Raw genomic sequence first — 20,952 nt, forward strand, 5'->3', positions numbered from 1 at the left:
ATTTTTAAATGGAGAAATCATGAGATCAATATGGACAGGTTCAATCAGTTTTGGTTTAATAAATATTCCGGTAAAATTATTTTCAGCCGTACAGGAAAGTAACCTCGATTTGGATATGCTGGATTCAAAAGATCATTCAAACATTACTTTTAAAAGATTTAATGAAAGTACAGGCAAAGAAGTAACATATGGAAATATCATTAAAGGCTACAAAATTGAAGACAAATATGTAATTCTGGAAGATGAAGATTTTCAGGCTGCCGATGCGGTAAAAACCAAAACAATAGATATTCAAAGTTTTGTGGCTGAAAAAGATATTGACAGTATATATTATGAGCAGCCTTATTTTTTGGAACCTGACAAAGGCGCAATGAAAGCCTATGCATTGCTTCGTGATGCACTTGCAGAATCTGGAAAGGTAGGGGTAACCAGTTTTGTTCTCCGAAATAAAGAAAGTCTGGCTATTTTAAAACCCTATAAAAATGTTATTGTTTTAAACCGAATCCGATTCGAACAGGAAATTAGAGATCCATCCGAATTAAAACTTCCTCCAGTTGCTAAAACCAGCGCGAAAGAAATTAATATGGCTGAAAAATTAATTGATCAGCTTACCGAAAGATTTGACATCAGTAGTTTTAAAGATGAATATACAGCTAAACTTTTGGATATTATTAAAAAGAAAGCCAAAGGAAAAGTAACCAAAAAACCGGCAGAACTTAAAGTGGTTCACAAACAATCTGATGATCTTATGGAAATGCTGAAAGCAAGTTTAGAAACTAAAAAGAAAAAGTCTTCTTAACCTCTGTCGCGATCTTCAATTTTTTTAATGATCTTTTTAACGTTAGCCCCTTTTTGTAAAACGGGTGTCCATAGATCTCCCTTTTTTTCAAAACGGTTTAATACATTATTTATGGTAAATTGCGATGGATGTAATTTGTTATTTACTTCGCTCCATTCTAAAGGAGTTGAAACTGTCGCACCCGGTTTAGGACGAACAGAGTACGGCGCCGCTAAAGTTTGAGCACGTCTGTTTTGTAAATAATCAATATAAATTTTACGATCTCTTTTTTTAATGCTGCGTTCTAAAGTTGTTGTATCCGGTAAACGCGATTGCACTTCTTTGGCTATTAATTCAGCTAAAATCTTTGTTGAATCGTAATCGTATTGTGCTCCTAACGGAATATAAACATGGAGTCCGGTAGATCCTGAAGTTTTGCATAAACATTCGGTTTCCAATTCATCCATGACTTCTTTTACGGTCAAAGCTGTTTTTACGACTTCGGTAAAATCTTGATTGTCAGGATCAATATCAATAACGAGCCAATCCGGATTATCAAGATGCTGAATAGTAGAATTCCACGGATTGATTTCAATACAGCCTAAATTGGCCATATAAAGTAAGGTTTCTTTATTGTTGCAAATAAGATAGTTTATGTCTGCATCATTCGATTCAGAGAATATCTTTTTTGTTTTTAACCAGGACGGACTTTTTTCTATATCAACTTCTTTTTGATAAAAACTGGTGCCATCAATTCCGTTAGGAAAACGATTCATTGATTGTGGTCTGTTTTTTAAATATGGAAGCATCAAATCAGCAACTTCATTATAATATTGAACAACATCTCCCTTGGTAATTTTATCATCAGGAAAATAAATTTTATTCTGATTGGTTAGATGAAGTACTGTTTTGCCCACTTTTAAATCATAATCATCCTCTGTTTTATTTTTTTTAATATCCTCCATTTTTTCTTCTTCTTTTAATTCAGTTGGATTTTTAACATTCGTTGGTAAAAAAACTTCATTCGGCTTTTTATCTATTCTCAGACCGAGATAGACAGGATGTCTGAGGCGTTTATCATCTGTCCATTCAGAAAATTTTATCTGACAAACTAATTTTGGTTTTACCCATTGAATGGTATCTCTAAGGCCCGTTTTTTCGCTCAAAGGCGAATCGGTAATAAAAAAGGGTTGTAGTTTAGTGTACAATTCCTCAAGTATTTGTTCCGTAAAACCGGTTCCGCATTTTCCAATATATTGAAGTCTTTTTCCATAATATTGCGCCATCAAAATGGCACCAAAATGCTTTCTCGAATTTTTTGGTTCTGTAATTCCTATGATAATCGCTTCTTCCTGATTGGCGGTTTTAATTTTAAGCCAGTCATGACTGCGTTTGTCTGATAGATAAATGCTATCTGCTTTTTTAGCAACAATACCTTCGTCTGTATTTTTTGTAGCGAGTTCAAATTGTTTTATACCGTCGCCAATAGTATGGTCGGCATAAAAAATATTTGAAAAATTATATTTATTAAATAAAATTTTCAATAGTTCTTTTCGGTCAAGAGTAGACAAATTGGTGACAAGATTTCCGTCTAAACTAAGTAAATCAAATACATAATATTTTAGGTTTCCAAAACCTGTTTTAAGGTAATTTTGAAGCAATTGAAAACTTGCTTTGCTTTTTTCATCTTCAACGACAACTTCTCCATCTAACACAACCGCATGATCAATTTTTTTTAATTCTTCTGCAATGGGTTTAAAATTAGTATTGAAAGAGATTTCATTTCTACTATATAATTCAACATCATCATTTGGGTTGATAACTGCAATAGTTCTGTAACCATCATACTTATTTTCAAATATCCAATCTTCATCATCAAATGCCTTATCAGTAATTGTGGCTAACATCGGTTTAATGAATTCAGCAGCTTTACCAGACTTTTTAGCTGTTTTTTCGGTTTGTTTTTCCTCTTCTTTAGAATCAGGAATTATTTCAGTAGCTTTTTCTCCCAATTGATCTAACGTTCTTTTAGAAATAACCGATTTATCTTTTCGTAATATGTCATTATCGTTGACATATTTATCATTTTTCTTGATTAATAACCAGGCATTTTCCTGTTTTCCATTTAATTTTACCAATGAAAATTCACCTTTAAGTTTTTCGCCATTAAGAACAAAGCTCAACCGGCCTTTTTTTAAATTTGCCAATAACGTTTTTTCAGGTGATGTTGTTTTTTCTGATGGAGTATAAGTTCCGTTATCCCAGACAATAACATTTCCGGCACCATAATTTCCAGCCGGAATAGTACCTTCAAAATCCTTATAACTGTACGGATGATCTTCAACCATCATAGCGAGACGCTTAACATCAGGATCCATTGAAGGTCCTTTTGGAACTGCCCAACTTTTAAGAACACCATCCATTTCCAGCCTAAAATCATAATGCAAATGCGAAGCTGCATGCTTTTGCACCACAAAAATTAATTTGTTTAGTGATTTTTCAACTTTACCTTTGGGTTCCTGTGTTTGTTTAAAATCTCTTTTTTTATTGTATTTGGAAAGTGACATAGGTTAGAATTGATGAGTTAGATAAATGAGTGAACTGTCTCAAACTATAGAAATAATAGCTTAAAATTTTAAATGATTATTATACTGGTTAATATAACAAATATAGAATTGAAAAGGAAGAATTTTTTTATAAGATTCTGTCTGACGATTTCATAATTATCAGATTTTATTGCAAATAATCAGCCTGCTATTGCCAACGGTTTGAGTCACCAGAGATAATTATTGTCACGATTTGTTATGCTACAGTCTAATTTGTTTTTAACATAGCCAACGGTTTCAACCGTTGGGAAACGAAATGTAGTATCACAAAGTACCTTCTTATTAAAATTATTTGCACTGACTTACAATAAATTGTATAAGTTCTACGATTAATTATGTAAGATTTTCTATATTTTATTTTAGAACTTCGTCTCTAATTTTATTACCAAATAATTTATATTAACCTTTAACCTACTAAATACAATGCGACACTTTAATTATATTGCTGTTTTTTCGAGCGCTTTGCTAATTGCATGTAGCTGCTCTAACGATAATCCTGCTACAAATCCGGATCCCGGAACACCGACAAATCCGGTAGAAAATAATCCGGCTAATACAACTTATAGTCCGGCTTTTTCAGGGCAAACGCGAATTGGTGGTTTACAAACGAATACTAGTTATGAAGGAAAAGTTATTACTTCAGCACTAACTGCTCCCTGGGGTGTAAAAAGTCTTCCTGACGGCAGATTACTGATTACTCAAAAAGCAGGAACGATGCGTATTGTTAAAGTTACCGGAGAGGTAAGTGCTCCAATTACAGGTATTCCAACGGTGAATCCGGCAGGGCAGGGCGGATTATTAGGTTTATGTCTTGATCCTGAATTTTCTTCAAACCGAATGATTTACTGGGTTTTTTCTGAAGCATCAACAGGAGGAAATCAAACTTCAGTTGCCAAAGGAAAATTATCAGCAGATGAAAAAACAATAGAAGGAGCGGTGGTAATTTATCGCGCTAATCCTGCAAATCCGAGTGATTTGCATTATGGTGGACGTATACTTTTTGACCAAACCGGAAATTTGATTGTAAGTACCGGAGAACGCTCTGTATTACAAACAAGACCGTTGGCACAATCTGTTACAGCGGGATTGGGAAAAGTAATCAGAATTACAAAAAATGGACAAGCTGCAACAGGTAATCCAACTTTTACACAAGCCGGAGCTTTACCGGAATTATATAGTATTGGTCACAGAAATCCGCAAGGATTAGCACTTAATTCGGTAACTGGAGAAATCTGGTTGTCTGAGCACGGACCAAGAGGAGGAGATGAAATTAATCGCCTGAAAGCAGGTGCAAATTATGGATGGCCAACGATTACTTACGGAATCGAATACAGCGGAGAAAAAGTAGGAGCCGGAATTCAAAAACAAGATGGTCTGGAACAACCTGTTTATTATTGGGATCCGGTAGTATCGCCAAGCGGAATGACTTTCTACACAGGAAATCGTGTTCCTGAATGGCAAAATAACCTTTTTATTGGTGCATTAAGTGGTATGCACATTGTTCGTCTGGCTATAGAAAACAATAAAGTTGTTGGCGAAGAAAGACTTCTTGCCGGAGAAGGTCAACGCTTTAGAGATATTACACAAGGAAATGATGGCGCGTTATATGCAGTTACAGATCAGGGTCGACTTTATAAAATTGACAAGAAATAAAAATATTAGAAATGTAAAATAAAAATGGCGTTATTATACGCCATTTTTTGTTTTGTAAATTAGTGTGAAAGAAGATTTTCCTTGTTGGATTTTTAGATCACTTTGGGGCAAAATAAGTATTTGTTAGCAAAATGACCGTTAAGGAAATAGCATAGACTGCAGTCGCAGTAAGGGCAAAAATAATATGGGCGACGAATAATTGTATGTAATAACCTCTCAAATTGAATGGAGGCTGATAATGTGAAATTTTAAAGAGAATTATCCAGCTGAAGACACCGACAAAACCACTTGCAACGCCCAATAAAAGAGCGTCTAAAAAGGATAATTCTAATATATTACGCGCCCAAAAATAATGGTAAACAATTACTAAAAACACTCCAATTCCGTAGTGTAGCAACCAACTCAATGTGTTTTTGGAAGCATTTGAGAGATTGATTCTAAAATTATGCATTAGATAAGTAAGTAATAAAGGCTCTTTGTACATTTCTCTAAAACTTGCTGAGACAGCATAATTAAATAAGGTCATGGTCGATGTTGCGGCAATTGATACAATTATTATTTGAAAAATAATATAAAGATCCATAACAGATATTTTGAAATAATAAAATTGATGTGTTTCACTTTTACCATTGATTAGTGAAATAGAAAAAACACATCAATTATTATTAAGTACTCGCAATTGGATCATTATCTTTCTGGTTTTCTTTTTCTCCTTCTTTATTTTCATTGGTTTTAGAAAAAGAAGAGTCTGAATATTTCTTATAACATCCAATGGCTAGTAACGGAATAGCCCATTTTCCAAAGAATGAACTGGCTTTACCTTTTCCTGCCAGTTTTAAAGTTGCTGCCAGAAACAAAGAGCTGGCTCCCGCATACAGTAACGAATTTGATGAAAGACCTGAAAATTTCTTTTCTAAGGTTTCTCCAAAATTTCCCATGCTTTCGGGATTAAAAATGTTTTCCATGATTTTAGATTTATTTGTTAGAGAGAGATTAGTCAACTTTTGACGAATCTTTATTACGGATATTTTGTTCTTCTCTGTCCAGATCCGGATTATTAAGATGATCGCCTTCCAGATCATTAAGATTATTGTCTACAAGATCATCATCATCTGCATCTTCGTTTTTGAAGAGATCATCTACATCAGTGTTTCCATTATCATAAGCATTAGGATCACCTTTGTCAAGATTATTTGGATCATCATAGATTTCTTTATCCAGGTCATCTTCTTTTAAAGCATCTAAAAATTCCTGGTCTAAGTTATCCTGATCATTTGTAATAGAATCTTCTTCATTAACGATTTCCTCATTAGGATCATAATCAGTATCGGTTTTATTACTTTCATATTCATCAACGTAACTAGAATTTTCATCTGACTGAGGATCTGTAACTGCTGATTCGTTAAAATGAAAATCACGGTCAGCCTGACCGTAATTTTCTGGATTTTCTGTTCTCATATTTGAGTTTTTTGTTAAAAAAAAAATATTTTTTTTTCGAAGCCGATTTTTTATCATCGCTATTTGATTTTGTACTGCTCTTTGAAGTACTTGCTTTAGAATCAGATTTTTTGTCTGAAGTTTTTGCACTCGTAGTGCTACCGCTTTTTTGATTTGAAGTGTTCATGATAATTAGTTTTAATTAATAAATAATAGGTTTACAAATTCGAATCGGTAGAAAATAAATTTTTTATAATAATTTGTAATTTTATAATTTTCAGATGTTTATGTTTTGAATATGAAAATGTACTTCCTGGTATTAGTGCCTGAAATTCAACTGAATTTTAAGGTACATTTTACTAATTCTTATTTGTGATGAAAAAAGTTATTATGGATACCGGAAGTACAAAATCAATTCTAAATGGTCTGAATTATAAATTCATTCTTTACTTATCTAAATGTTGTAATTCAAATTTAAAACTGTCCTGATAGTTTTATTTACAAAATTTTAGTTAGTAATTGTATAATTATCAGTGAATTGGTGGTGGTTTTGAAAATAGTATGTGTTTTTAAACTTTGGATCTACAATGGGATGTAAACAGAAAATGTACTACCATGATTAATTTTACTCTTTCCGGTAATAAATCCGTGATGATTGGAAATAATTTTTTGAGAAATAGTTAATCCAAGGCCACTTCCGCTATATTGATCATTACTGTGCAATCTGTAAAATGGATCAAAAATTTTCTTTTCATATTCTTCATTAAACCCAATACCATTGTCACTTACATTGATTTTTACATAATTGATTTCCGGATCTCCACCAATTTTGACTATTTCTTCCTTCAATGGATGTTCTGCATCAATTTTAATTTGAGGTATAACTTCATCTTTTGTATACTTAATTGCATTCACAATCAAGTTAATGAATAACTGCTGCATTTGAGACGGAATAACATTTACCTGTGGTAGAGATGAAATAGTAATGAGTACATTTTTTTCCAGAATGCGATGCTTTAAATCAGCAATTATTTTCTTTAAAAGCACATTCAGGTCGATCTTTTTGTATGCTTTTTCAATAGATTTAATTCTCGAATAAGTAATTAGGTCTGCAATTAACTGGCTCATATTACTTGAAATAACTTGAATTCGATCGAGATTATGAATACCGGATTCTGTTAAATTTTTTTCATGATCAATAATTCTGTTGCAAAACATCTGAATCTTACGAAGTGGTTCCTGCAGATCATTACTTGCTGCAGAAGTAATAATTTCTAATTGGTCATTATATTTCTCTAGTTCCAGATTCTTTTTAGTTAATAAGTTATTGGTTGTGATAAGATCTGTAACATCCTCAATAGCGAGAAGTATCATTCCGGATGATTGTGTATTCATAATACGATGAGCATTGACGACCATAATTTTTTTACCGAGACCAGTACAAATGGTATCGATTTTAAAATCTTCTACAATATCTTTTTCAACAAGCATTTTAAAGAGTAATTCTTTAAATTCAGGAATATCCCACTGACAGTCACCAATTTCAAAAAAAGAATGACCTTCTGTTTCCTTTTGTGTGGTTTCAAAATATTTATAAAATGCGGGATTGGCACTTTTTATAAAAAAATCCTGATCAATAATTAACAAAGGTTCATGAATAGTATTGACAATAGATTCAGAATAATTCCTCATTAAAATGAGTTGTTCCTGACGATTCATTAATTCATCATTTACACATGCTAACTCGGCATTATTTGATTGTAATTGTTCCGTAGCAGTTTCCAGTTCTATACTTATTCTTTTAAGCTTTTCATGAGCTTCAGCTAACTCATTTTCAAGTTCCTTAACTCGCAATTCCTGAGATTTCTTTTTATCTGAGATCTCTTCATTTTTCTCTGTATTGGTATGTTCCAAAGGATCGGGCAAATAATTTTCAGGCGAAGGTTTACGAACAAATATTTTTTCAGGTTTTACGAGAGTTGTAAATATATACGTTCCATTATGAATGTTTTCAGATTTTCCGAGAAACAAAATACCTTCGTCTTTAAGGGAATAATGAAACGAGTTTAAAACTTTATTTTGTAAAAAGGAATCCAGGTATGTAAGCACATTTCTACAAGAAACTAAATCTAATCTGGCAAAAGGAGAGTCTTTTATAAAGTTATGTACGGCAAAAATGCACATGTCCCGGATAACTTTATTGATATGATAATGACCGTCTCTTTTGGTAAAATAATGATGTAATCTGGTTTGTGAAACCTGCTGTACATCCTGAGCAGAATAAATGGCAGCTCTCGCTTTTGAAATACATTTTTCTGAAATATCAGAAGCAAATATCTGAACTTTTAAATCGCTGTTTTTTTCTGATAAATATTCATGAAGTACTATTGCCAATGAATAAGCTTCTTCGCCAGTGGCGCATCCGGCAACCCAGATACGTAAATTGTTATTGACTGAATTTTGAATTAATTGTGGGAATACCAGTTCTGGCAGAGTATCAAAAAAGTTTTGATCTCTAAAAAAATACGTTATAGGAATAAGAAAGTCATTAAAAAGCAAATCTTGTTCTACTTTATCATTTCGAAGATGGAAATAATAATCCTGCAGGGTCTCTTTGTGATTCATTACCATTCTTCTGGCAATACGTCTTCTTATTGTAGGTTGTTTATAATGACGAAAATCATTTCCTGTTCTTAGAAAAATTAGGTTTATAATTTGCATTAATATTTCTTCTTCATTTTTTGGAAGATGTTCTTCGTTACTATAGGCGTGATTCGCCGTATAGCTTTTTCGTATTTCCAATAGTTGCTCAGGAATACGTTCAGGCTCTAATACATAATCAACAATATCTGCATCTAAGGCACTTTGTGGCATTCCTTTAAATTCTGCCGTTTCAGGATTCTGAACAATTGTTGTTCCGCCAACTTCTTTTATTTTTTTAAATCCAAAAGTGCCGTCAAAAGCAGTTCCGGAAAGAATAACGCCAATAGTAAAACTTTGATGTACTTCTGCCAGAGATTCAAAGAAAATATCAATACTTGCATTTTTTCTTTCACCACGCGTTCTCTGGTGAAGTTTTAATACTCCGTTTTGTACGATAAGATTATTATTTTCAGGAATAATATAAATATGATTAGGAGCAAGATTAATATCATTTATAATCTCGTGAAGGGGTATTTTTGTGTTTTGCGCCAAAACCTCAGATAAACTCACAGAACGATTAGGAGATAAATGTTGCAGAATTACATAAGCTATTCCAGAATCAGCAGGTATTGCCTTCAGTAATCTTTTAACAGCGTCTAATCCCCCTCCAGAGGCGCCTATGCCAACAACGGGAAAATTCTGTTCTGCTTTTTTTGGGTGTTTTGTATCAGTAAGTTTCATGGGTTTATATGCTAATTACCTATATTAAAGATAGGATAAGTATCTCATTTTAAGAAAAATATGGAAATGATGTAATCCTTAAATAATAAATATGTAAAAATTGGTAAAAATCTTTTTAAAATTTATCTAATTACAAGTATTAAAAAAATATAATATTTAAAATCAACATTATGAGCAATTTATAATGACATTAGTCTTGCTTCTTTTTGTTGGAACTGTCTCTGCACAAGAAACTCCTAAAAACAACTAAAAAAGCAAAAACAAAAAATAGTGATACAACAAAATCTTCTGCGTATAAGACAGATTCGGTTAATTGTAGAATGAACATTAAAGCCTGCAAAATTCAGGCTTTCTTTGTTGTTTTTTGGCATCTTTGAAATTATAAAAGCCCTCTTAAAATGTTCTTAAGGTCATTAAAATTACTCGGTTTTGTTACACAATCTTTTGCATCGAGCATTTTTGCCAGATTCTCAGATATAGGAGCCGTTGAAAATATAATGACAGGAATATTTTTAATAATATCTCTTTTTTTAATTTCTGCCAAAAGTTCAATACCACTCATCAGGGGCATATTAATATCAAGGAAAATTAAGTCTGGTTTTATTTCTCTATCAACCAATTTTTGTAAAGCCTCTATGGGATTATGAAGTGCCATATATGCAGCAGTTGACACTCCTTCCAGCGCCTGCTGAAAGAATTCGCAATCATCAAAATCATCATCAATTTGCAAAATATTTTTATACTTCATATAGTTTGTTTGGTTTGATTGTTTTGTCAGATGATCTTCCTAGTAAAATTAAATCTTTTGCAGGTAATAAAGTAATTTATTGTCCTGTTTTTTAGTAAGTTAAAAGATTATCATGATTTTTTAATTTGAGCAGGGATAAAAAAACTTGCTTTTAAAACAAGTTCTCAATTTTATATTAGGTTTCGTTGTGATGGGTTGAAAATACTTTTAAAAGAATCTCAAGTTATAGCTTTTTAGCTTTTGAATCTCATCATCACAATGTTTACTACAGCTCATGGATGCAATTATTAAAAGGATTGCGCCGGTAATAATCTTAAAGTTAAATTATTCATTGTAAAAAAGTTAAGTTTTAATTGTTGATTTTTTATAAAAATAAATTGATGATAAAAGACGATTTTATATAATTTTTGTTTTTAGTTACATAATTCCCATGTTCGATGAAGTGTGCATTATTTTTAGTAAATTTCTAATTTAAATTAAAAGCCTAAAGTGAAGAGGTGAAGATTGAAACCTTGTAATATTTAAATCAAATTATGTAAAAAACCAGCAAATATATATGTCCAATTTTGTTGTCGTAAATACCTGGGATAAACTGGAATCAAAAATGGATATTGTAATTAAAAATGATAGATATAAAGCCAAAAAAACACAAATTGAAAACCTGAAAAATAATTGCATAATGAGATTCATATACTTGAATATTTAAAAAACAAATCTTCAAATAAAGATTTTGAAACCTGTTAAACTTAATTATATGAATTCAGATTTCTTTGAAATAAATAACTATTTCGTTGATAATAGAAGTAGTCTACGTAAAAACTATCACATTTATAATAATAAACGTGAGCGTATTGGAAGTATAAGACAGAACTTAACATTTAGGCAAAAAATATTAAAATTAATTCCGTGTAAAACTTTGTTTCCTTTTTTAATAGAAATTAGAAATGCAAATGGAGGTCTTGAATCTTCAATTGCAAAACATAGTTTTTCACTCATGTCTGAAATTGCTTTATATGATGCACATGGTAAAAAAGTAGGGACAATTAATAAAAGAAATTTTTTTAAACCTGAGTTTAAAGTCTTAAATACTGCCAATGAAGTTATAGCCGAAATCCGTGACGCCTGGCATGGACCAAATTTTGTTGTTTATGATACAACAGAAAAACAAATTGGTTCTATCGATAAAAAATGGACTGGACGGATGAGGAATTTTGTAAAATCGAATCGCAGTTATAATGTAAATATGAGTACAAATTATTCAGAAAATGAAAATAGGGTTGCGATTTTAACCAGTGCTATTGCAATCAATATGCTTTATTTTAATTGATTAAATAATGTTTTATATTTTCAAATTCAAAAAGTAGACATTCATATTTATAAGCCTATTAAAATAGTAAGTAAACTATTTTTAATTTTAAAAAATTAGAATTATTGAAAGAACTTTACACATCAGAAATGCAAAATAAACGCGTTACTTATAGTAATATACTACAAATTGATGACGATTCAGACGATTGTGAATTATTCATGGAAGCACTGGAAGCGGTATCTGCCGCTAACTACACTGCTATTTATGATCCGGTAGAAGCATTGCGAAAATTAATGCAGAAAGAAATTAACCCGGATGTTATCTTTCTAGATCTAAACATGCCCATCATGTCAGGACTTGAATTTTTGACCGAAATTAAAAAAGAGAAAGAGTTAAAAGAAATCCCTATTATCGTTTTTTCGACTTCGCAATTAGATGATATTATTCGCGAAGCCAAATTGTATGGAGCTCATGATTTTATATCCAAGCCAAACAATTTTAATGATTTAAAACGGATTTTAAGTCAATATACTTTTTCAGTTTAACCATTATTAATTAAATATTATTGTAGCCATAAAAGGTTCATCAGTGCAAATGATGCTAAGAAAATATTCAGGGAAGATTTTGTTATTTTTATTGGATAATCTAGTACCAAATCGTGTATATGGTCCTTTAATTGTAATTAGATGAAATTATCTACTCAAATTCTAGTTGCGTTTACCCTTGTAATTTTGTTGTCTATTGCGGACTCATACACGAATTATATGCTATCGAAAAAGGTGCAGCTTAACTCGCAGTTTCTCGCCAGATCTGAAGAGATCATTCGTAATTCTAATAAAACCCATAAAGCTATAATCGAAATGCAAAGCGCTTTTAGAGGTTTTTTACTTACTGATGATTATACTTTTCTGGATTCTTATTTCATAGGACTAAAAAGAGTACCTTCATTAATCAAAGAACAGCAACTTCGCATTGGAAATAAGAATGATCAGCGTGCCACATTAGATTCTATCAGTACACTTCACACTAATTGGGTTCAATATTCTGAAGAATTGATAAAATCCAGAAAAGAAATGCCGGATTCGTATAAAACGTTATTCAATACTTCTTTAAAAAGGCATGTTGGAAAAAAAATAAACGACGCTATTGCCGAAAAATTTTCCCGATTTGATAAAATCGAATATAAGAAGAGGAAACATCATACAGAAATGTTGCTCACTTCTTTAAAATATGCACATACTTTTTCATTTATATTTCTAAGTTTAACCGTCATCGTCGGGCTGTTAAGTACCATTTTTATTATGTATGTCACTAATAAAAGAATTACTTCGATGGTTCGTCTTGCCGAAAATATTTCCAAAGGAAATTTCACTATAGTGAAGGATACCAGAAACGATGAACTGACTGCCCTGGCAACATCACTCAACAGAATGTCAGGTAAACTGGACAAAAACATTCATGAGCTGAAAAACAGAAATGCAGAGCTCAATAAATTTGCCTATGCCGTTTCTCATGATCTTAAAGCACCCATTCGTGGTATTCATAATGTGGTAAGCTGGATAGAGGAAGACATGGAAAACGAGTTATCGCCAGAATTAAAAAGATATCTCAGGATTATTCCGCAAAAAACCAGACGCATGGAAGCGCTTATAAATGGTTTATTAGATTATGCCAGATTAAATATAAAAGCAGCTTCAGAAAATATCGATGCAAATGTTTTGGTGCACGAAATTGCGGATTCGATTGTTCCGAGAAATTTCAAACTCGAAATAGGAAATCTCCCTAATTTATTTACGGAAAGAATTAAACTCGAACAGGTTTTTGCTAATTTGATTAGTAATGCCGTAAAATATACACCACAAGAAAATGGATTGATTCAGATCAGCTGTCAAACATTTGGTGGTGTGTATGAATTTTCAGTAAAGGATAACGGAATTGGGATTGCGATAGAATATCATGATAAAATATTCGAAATATTTCAGACGCTTCGTGAGCAAAATGAACAGGAAAGTACCGGAGTTGGATTAGCAATCGTGAAAAAAATAATTGATGATCATCAGGAAACCATTATAGTTAAATCGAAATTGGGTCAAGGTGCCGAATTTATTTTTACATGGAGAAATAATTAAATTATGAAAAAGCCAACAATTTTATTAGTTGAAGATGACGAGCTGGATGTGATAAGTGTAAAGCGTTCTTTAAAAAAATTAAAAAGCGAGTATGTATTATACACCGCTTATAACGGAATTGAAGCATTAAAATTTCTTAGAGATCCTGATTTGGGATTAATTCCGGATGTTGTTTTACTGGATATTAACATGCCAAGAATGAATGGAATAGAATTCCTGAAAGTACTGAGAGAAGATAAAAAACTAAAGGATTTGAAGGTTTTTATTATGACAACTTCTTCAGAAGAAATGGATCGTTCAGAAGCAGAAAAGTTGGGAATATCAGGTTATATTATAAAACCTTTGAATTACAATGATAACACAAAACGTTCCGATTCTATGGATGCTTTTGTGCAATTTCATTTAAGGAAAATATTGTTTGATGACGGTATATAAACAAAGTGTTTTTTATAGTAAAAAATAGTAGATTAGTAAAAAAATAAGGGGCATATTTTTTAAATCATTCGATAAAAGTTGGGAATATGAAAAATAAAAAAGAAATTAAAACGACAGAATCTCAGGATGTTCTTGAGTTTCCGATTGTTTTGGCAGAAAAACCATCAAAAGAAAGGGGCAAAAAGGCAGATGCTGAAGAATCTATTTTGACCGATGCAGAGTTTTTAAAGATTTTGATAAAAGTTAAAAATGGTAATTTCACCCAGCGTTTCCCAACGGATCAGAATGGAACTAAAAGATCAATTTGCGATACCTTAAATGAAATCATAGATCTTAACGAACGCATGGTTTTTGAATTTCAGAAAGTAGGAAAGAGCATCGGTAAACAAGGAAAACTAACCAATAGAGTTGCCCTCGATGGTGCAAGAGGCTCATGGAGTTCCTGCGTTGATTCGGTAAATACACTGATTTCAGATCTTGTGCACCCAACTATCGAAATTGCGCACGTAATTACCTCGGTGGCAAAAGGAAATTTATCTCAGGAAATGCCACTTTCTATTGAGGGAAACCCGCTTCAGGGAGAATTCCTCAGAATTGCAAAAGAGGTAAACGGAATGGTAAAACAGCTGAATCTGTTTTCGATGGAGGTTACGCGTGTGGCACGTGAGGTAGGTACAGAAGGTAAACTGGGAGGTCAGGCAAAAGTAAGAGGTGTTGGTGGAGTTTGGAAAGATTTAACCGACTCGGTAAATAAAATGGCGAGTAACCTTACTGGTCAGGTACGTAATATTGCTGATGTAACAACAGCGGTAGCAAAAGGGGATTTATCCAAAAAAATTACGGTTGACGTAAAAGGAGAAATCTTAGAATTAAAAAATACCATCAATACTATGGTGGATCAGCTGAACTCTTTTTCATCTGAGGTAACCCGTGTGGCAAGAGAGGTAGGAACTGAAGGAAAATTAGGAGGTCAGGCTCAGGTAAAAGGAGTTGGGGGAACCTGGAAAGATTTAACGGATTCGGTAAATCAGATGGCATCCAACTTAACGGGTCAGGTACGTAATATTGCCGATGTAACAACGGCAGTAGCAAAAGGGGATTTATCTAAAAAAATTACCGTAGACGTAAAAGGAGAAATTCTTGAGTTGAAGAATACCATTAATACGATGGTGGATCAGCTGAATTCCTTTTCTTCTGAGGTAACGCGTGTGGCGGTAGAGGTAGGTTCTGAAGGAAAACTGGGAGGTCAGGCAAAAGTACGAGGTGTTGGAGGAGTTTGGAAAGATTTGACCGATTCGGTAAACCAGATGGCATCGAATTTAACGGGTCAGGTACGTAATATTGCCGAGGTAACAACGGCGGTAGCAAAAGGAGATTTATCTAAAAAAATTACCGTAAACGTTGCGGGAGAAATCCTGGAACTTAAGAATACCATCAACACGATGGTGGATCAGCTGAACTCTTTTGGTGCCGAGGTAACCCGTGTGGCAAGAGAGGTAGGTTCAGAAGGAAAGCTGGGAGGTCAGGCAAAAGTAAAAGGTGTTGGTGGAACCTGGAAAGATTTAACCGATTCGGTAAATCAGATGGCATCGAATTTAACAGGGCAGGTAAGAAATATTGCCGAAGTAACCACTGCGGTGGCCAATGGGGATTTATCGAAAAAGATTACTGCTGTAGCCGAAGGAGAAATTCTGGAGTTAAAGAAAACCATTAATACGATGGTGGATCAGCTGAACTCGTTTTCTTCTGAGGTAACCCGTGTGGCACTTGAGGTGGGTACCGAAGGAAAACTGGGAGGTCAGGCCAAAGTAAAAGGAGTTGGAGGAACCTGGAAAGATTTGACGGATTCTGTAAATCAGATGGCTTCGAATTTAACCGGTCAGGTGCGTAATATTGCAGAGGTAACCACAGCGGTAGCAAAAGGAGATTTATCACGCCAGATTACCGTAGATACAAAAGGAGAGATCCTGGAGCTTAAAAACACCATTAATACGATGGTTGGCCAGCTAAACTCATTTGCATCAGAGGTAACCCGTGTGGCGCGTGAGGTTGGTACCGAAGGAAAACTGGGAGGTCAGGCACAGGTGGAAGGTGTTGGTGGAACATGGAAAGATTTAACGGATTCGGTGAACCAGATGGCATCGAACTTAACGGGGCAGGTGCGTAATATCGCCGAGGTGACCACAGCGGTGGCAAAAGGGGATTTATCATTACAAATTACAGTAGACGTAAAAGGAGAAATCCTGGAGCTTAAAAATACAATTAATACCATGGTGGATCAGCTTCGAGGCTTTGCTTCGGAGGTAACCAGGGTATCAAGAGAGGTAGGAACAGAAGGAAAACTGGGAGGTCAGGCAAATGTGCCGGGAGTTGCCGGAACCTGGAAAGATTTAACGGATTCGGTTAACCAGATGGCAGGAAACCTTACCGCTCAGGTACGTAATATTGCCGATGTGGCGATTGCCGTAGCAAATGGGGATATGTCCCGAAAAATTACCGTTGACGTTCGTGGGGAAATTCTTCAATTAAAAGAAACCCTGAATACGATGGTGGATCAGCTTCGTGAATTTGCATCAGAGGTAACTCGTGTGGCCCGTGAGGTGGGTACCGAAGGTAAACTGGGAGGCCAGGCAAATGTTCCCGGAGTTGCCGGAACGTGGAAAGATTTAACAGATTCGGTTAATCAAATGGCGGGTAACTTAACGACTCAGGTACGTAATATTGCCGAGGTAACGATTGCCGTAGCAAACGGGGATATGTCGAAAAAAATTACCGCAGACGTTCGTGGAGAAATTCTTCAATTAAAAGAAACCGTAAATACGATGGTGGATCAGCTTCGTGCCTTTGCATCTGAGGTAACTCGCGTGGCGCGTGAGGTGGGTACCGATGGAAAATTAGGTGGACAAGCCTTCGTACCGGGAGTTGCCGGAACCTGGAAAGATTTAACGGATTCGGTGAACCAAATGGCATCGAACTTAACGGATCAGGTGCGTAATATTGCCGAGGTAACAAAAGCCGTGGCAAATGGCGACCTTTCAAAACCGATTACGGTTGACGTAAAAGGGGAGATTTTGGATTTGAAAAATACTTTCAATACCATGGTGGAACAGCTGAACTCGTTTGCATCCGAGGTAACTCGTGTGGCGCGTGAAGTAGGTACTGAAGGAAAGCTGGGAGGACAATCTGAAGTAAAAGGTGTTGCCGGAACGTGGAAAGATTTAACGGATTCGGTTAACTTGATGGCATCCAATTTAACATCACAAGTACGTGGAATTGCAAAAGTTGTAACCTCTGTGGCAAAAGGAAACCTGAAACAAAAATTATCAATTGATGCCAAAGGTGAGGTGGCACAATTAACAGATACGATCAATGAAATGATTGATACGCTGGCAACCTTCTCAGATCAGGTAACAACCGTGGCACGTGAGGTAGGAGCGGAAGGAAAATTGGGAGGGCAGGCGAATGTACCCGGAGCTTCAGGAACGTGGAAAAACTTAACAGAAAACGTAAATCAGCTTGCGGCGAACTTAACGACTCAGGTACGTGCGATTTCTGAGGTAGCTTCTGCGGTAACACAGGGGGATTTAACACGAACAATTGGTGTTGAAGCTAAAGGTGAGGTAGAAGCTCTTAAAGATACCATCAACCAGATGATTTCGAATCTGAAAGCAACAACTTTAAGAAATCAGGAACAAGACTGGCTGAAATCGAATTTAGCTAAATTCACACAAATGCTTCAGGGGCAAAAAGAATTGAATTCGGTTACCAGAAAAATTCTTTCTGAGCTGGCAACGGTTGTAACAGCACAACACGGACTGTTTTATATTTTGCAGGAAGATGAAAATTTTGAAGATTCAAAACTGAATCTTATTGCTTCTTATGCTTACATCAAAAGAAAAAATTCACCTACGCAATATGCAATGGGAGAAGGACTTATTGGTCAGGTGGCAATCGAAAAAGAAAGAATTATTCTGAGTAATGTGCCCAAGGATTATATTAAAATTAATTCAGGTTTGGGAGATGCCAAGCCACAGGACGTTATTATTCTGCCGGTACTTTTTGAAGGACAATTAAAAGCCGTTATTGAATTGGCATCTTTAGATACTTTCAGCCAGACGCACTTAGATTTCCTTGAAGGATTGACAGAAAGTATTGGTATTGTATTGAACACGATTGAATCCAACTCGAGAACCGAAGAATTATTGGTACAATCTCAATCTTTGGCAGGAGAGCTAAAAAGCCAACAGGAAGTACTAAAAAATACGAACGAAGAACTGGAAGAAAAAGCATTCTTGTTAGCAAATCAAAAAGAGGAAGTAGAGCTTAAAAACCAAGAGGTAGAGGTGGCGAGAAAAGCTTTGGAAGAAAAAGCAGATCAGCTGACCTTAACATCCAAATACAAATCGGAATTCCTGGCGAATATGTCGCATGAGTTGAGAACGCCATTGAACAGTTTACAGATTTTAGCCAACGAATTAATCGCCAACAGAGACGGAAACCTTTCAGAAAAACAAATTCAGTTTGCCAAAACAATCAATTCTTGTGGAGATGACTTAATTCAGTTGATTAATGACATTCTGGATCTTTCGAAAATCGAATCCGGTTATATTTCTGTGGATTACAATCCGATTAGTTTTGATGAAATCAGTCGATTTGTGGAGTCAACCTTTAATCCAATTGCGGAGGCCAAACATCTACGCTTTAAAATCAGCATGGATAAAGAACTTCCGGAATTGATTGAAACCGATTCACAACGATTAAATCAAATTTTGAAAAACTTGCTGTCGAATTCTTTCAAGTTTACTGAAAAAGGAGAAGTACAATTAAAAATATACAAAGCCAATAACAATTGGAAAACAACAAATCTTAGTTTAGATAAAGCAGAAGCAGTGGTTGCTTTTGAGATTTCGGATACTGGAATCGGAATTTCCAAAGAAAAGCAAAACATCATATTTGAAGCATTCCAACAGGCCGAAGGTTCAACCAGCCGTAAATATGGAGGAACTGGTTTGGGATTATCAATTAGCCGTGGACTTTCTGATTTATTGGGAGGAAGTATCGAATTGGAAAGTGACATGAATATCGGAAGTAAATTTACCCTATTCCTTCCTTTGCAATATGTAGATATTTCTGAAATAGAAGATATTGATGTAGAAGAAGAAATAGATGTAAAAGGCCGTATCAAATCATTGCCTTCTGAAAAATTCAACCGATCTGATATTGATTTGTTTTTTGTAGATGAAATTGGCGATGACAGAACTGATATTAAACCAGGCGACAAAGTATTATTGATTGCGGAAGATAATCTGACATTTGCTAAGATTATGCTGGAACAGGCCCATATCAACGGAATCAAGGCGATTGTAACCACAAAAGGGAATGATGTTATAGATTTCATTAATCAGTTTCATCCGCACGCAATTACAATGGATTTAAACATGCCGGACACCAGTGGATGGAAAATCCTGGACCGTTTAAAAACCGATTTCAATTTACGCCATATTCCGGTTTATATTATTTCTGGTGAAGACGAGAGAAACAAAGGACTTAAACGTGGTGCAAGAAACTTTTTCTTAAAACCGGTTAAAAACGATTCGCTGTCTTATCTTTTTAACGATATTCACGACTTTAAGAATAAAAAGATAAAAAATCTGTTAGTAGTAGATGATAATGAACTTGAATTGAGCCGAATAATAAATGCTATTGATGGCGATGATATTACGATATCCAGTGCAAAAACAGCCAGCGAAGCAGTTGCATTAATACAGGAAAAATCATTTGATTGTATTATCTTAGATTTAGTTTTGCCAGATGCAGACGGTCTTGAGATAATTACGGATTTGGAGAATAATATTGCCGGACAGGAAACAGCTATTATTATACATTCGGCTGGCGATGTTACAAAAAAACAAAGACTAAAACTAAACAGATTCGCTCATAGTATCATTACGAAAAGTGCTGGTTCTATGGAGGAATTGATTGATCAGACCGCTTTGTTTATGCATCGTGTTCATAAAGAACTTCCTGGTGAAATGAAAGAAATCATCGAATCATTTTATTTGAAAGAGGATGTATTGCAGGGCAAAAAAGTTTTATTAGTGGATGATGATGTACGTAATCTTTTTGCACTAACAACAGCTCTGGAAAGATATGACCTGGATGTAATTAGTGCCGAAAGTGGTCAGGAAGCAATCGATATTCTGAATCAAAATAAAGATATAAATATTGTCCTGATGGATATTATGATGCCCGAAATGGATGGTTATGAAACGATGAAACGCATTCGAAAAGATGCCAAACATAAGGATCTTACCATTATTGCCGTAACAGCAAAAGCAATGAAGGGCGATAGACAGCGTTGCATAGAATCAGGAGCCTCAGATTATATGACAAAACCCGTAAATGTTGAGCAGTTGTCTTCGTTAATGCGCGTATGGCTTAAATAATAATTTTATATTCAATGCAAAATAAGA

13 protein-coding genes are annotated in these 20,952 nt (G+C 34.5%); 7 read left to right on the top strand and 6 right to left on the bottom strand.

Features of this window, described 5'->3' with window-relative positions; genetic code table 11:
- Positions 1 to 19 precede the first annotated feature (19 nt).
- Positions 20 to 799 carry a Ku protein gene (locus IHE43_RS12490; RefSeq protein WP_192184185.1) on the top strand — a complete coding sequence of 260 codons (780 nt, stop codon included), beginning with the start codon at positions 20 to 22 and terminating at the stop codon, positions 797 to 799.
- Here the strand turns inward: IHE43_RS12490 and ligD are convergent.
- On the bottom strand, positions 796 to 3,345 hold the full coding sequence (ligD, locus tag IHE43_RS12495; RefSeq protein ID WP_192184186.1) for a DNA ligase D: 2,550 nt from the start codon (positions 3,343 to 3,345) through the stop codon (positions 796 to 798). The two genes, IHE43_RS12490 and ligD, sit on opposite strands and share 4 nt — an antisense overlap.
- A 462-nt stretch (positions 3,346 to 3,807) precedes the next feature.
- On the opposite strand from ligD, the gene IHE43_RS12500 reads away from it, so the two are divergent.
- Positions 3,808 to 5,037, top strand: a complete 1,230-nt coding sequence (locus tag IHE43_RS12500) for a PQQ-dependent sugar dehydrogenase (protein ID WP_192184187.1) — start codon at positions 3,808 to 3,810, stop codon at positions 5,035 to 5,037.
- A 97-nt stretch (positions 5,038 to 5,134) separates the two neighbouring features.
- On the opposite strand, the gene IHE43_RS12505 is transcribed toward IHE43_RS12500, so the two are convergent.
- From IHE43_RS12505 to IHE43_RS12525, 5 genes are all read right to left on the bottom strand, one after another.
- Positions 5,135 to 5,620, bottom strand: a complete 486-nt coding sequence (locus IHE43_RS12505; RefSeq protein WP_192184188.1) for a hypothetical protein — start codon at positions 5,618 to 5,620, stop codon at positions 5,135 to 5,137.
- 82 nt (positions 5,621 to 5,702) lie between these two features.
- Positions 5,703 to 6,002, bottom strand: coding sequence for a hypothetical protein (locus tag IHE43_RS12510; RefSeq protein ID WP_192184189.1), 300 nt, complete (start codon positions 6,000 to 6,002; stop codon positions 5,703 to 5,705).
- Between the two features lie 28 nt (positions 6,003 to 6,030).
- Positions 6,031 to 6,495, bottom strand: a complete 465-nt coding sequence (locus IHE43_RS12515) for a hypothetical protein (protein WP_192184190.1) — start codon at positions 6,493 to 6,495, stop codon at positions 6,031 to 6,033.
- Between the two features lie 561 nt (positions 6,496 to 7,056).
- Positions 7,057 to 9,858 carry a CheR family methyltransferase gene (locus tag IHE43_RS12520; RefSeq protein WP_192184191.1) on the bottom strand — a complete coding sequence of 934 codons (2,802 nt, stop codon included), beginning with the start codon at positions 9,856 to 9,858 and terminating at the stop codon, positions 7,057 to 7,059.
- Positions 9,859 to 10,237: 379 nt separating this feature from the next.
- On the bottom strand, positions 10,238 to 10,606 hold the full coding sequence (locus IHE43_RS12525) for a response regulator (protein WP_192184192.1): 369 nt from the start codon (positions 10,604 to 10,606) through the stop codon (positions 10,238 to 10,240).
- Positions 10,607 to 11,360: 754 nt separating this feature from the next.
- Between IHE43_RS12525 and IHE43_RS12530 the strand changes: the two genes are divergently transcribed.
- The 5 genes from IHE43_RS12530 (at position 11,361) to IHE43_RS12550 (ending at position 20,925) form a co-directional block, all read left to right on the top strand.
- Positions 11,361 to 11,933 (top strand): phospholipid scramblase-related protein, encoded by a 573-nt coding sequence (locus tag IHE43_RS12530; RefSeq protein ID WP_192184193.1) that lies wholly within the window; start codon positions 11,361 to 11,363, stop codon positions 11,931 to 11,933.
- Positions 11,934 to 12,037: 104 nt separating this feature from the next.
- On the top strand, positions 12,038 to 12,460 hold the full coding sequence (locus IHE43_RS12535) for a response regulator (RefSeq protein ID WP_192184194.1): 423 nt from the start codon (positions 12,038 to 12,040) through the stop codon (positions 12,458 to 12,460).
- A gap of 141 nt (positions 12,461 to 12,601) precedes the next feature.
- Positions 12,602 to 14,044 (top strand): ATP-binding protein, encoded by a 1,443-nt coding sequence (locus IHE43_RS12540; RefSeq protein WP_192184195.1) that lies wholly within the window; start codon positions 12,602 to 12,604, stop codon positions 14,042 to 14,044.
- 3 nt (positions 14,045 to 14,047) lie between these two features.
- Entirely contained in the window at positions 14,048 to 14,479 is a 432-nt protein-coding gene (locus tag IHE43_RS12545; RefSeq protein ID WP_192184196.1) for a response regulator, read from the top strand.
- A gap of 86 nt (positions 14,480 to 14,565) precedes the next feature.
- The gene (locus tag IHE43_RS12550; protein WP_192184197.1) at positions 14,566 to 20,925 is read left to right on the top strand and encodes a HAMP domain-containing protein; all 6,360 of its coding nucleotides are present in this window, start codon (positions 14,566 to 14,568) and stop codon (positions 20,923 to 20,925) included.
- Positions 20,926 to 20,952 lie beyond the last annotated feature (27 nt).

This window comes from Flavobacterium sp. MDT1-60 (assembly GCF_014844035.1).
Taxonomy (GTDB): domain Bacteria; phylum Bacteroidota; class Bacteroidia; order Flavobacteriales; family Flavobacteriaceae; genus Flavobacterium.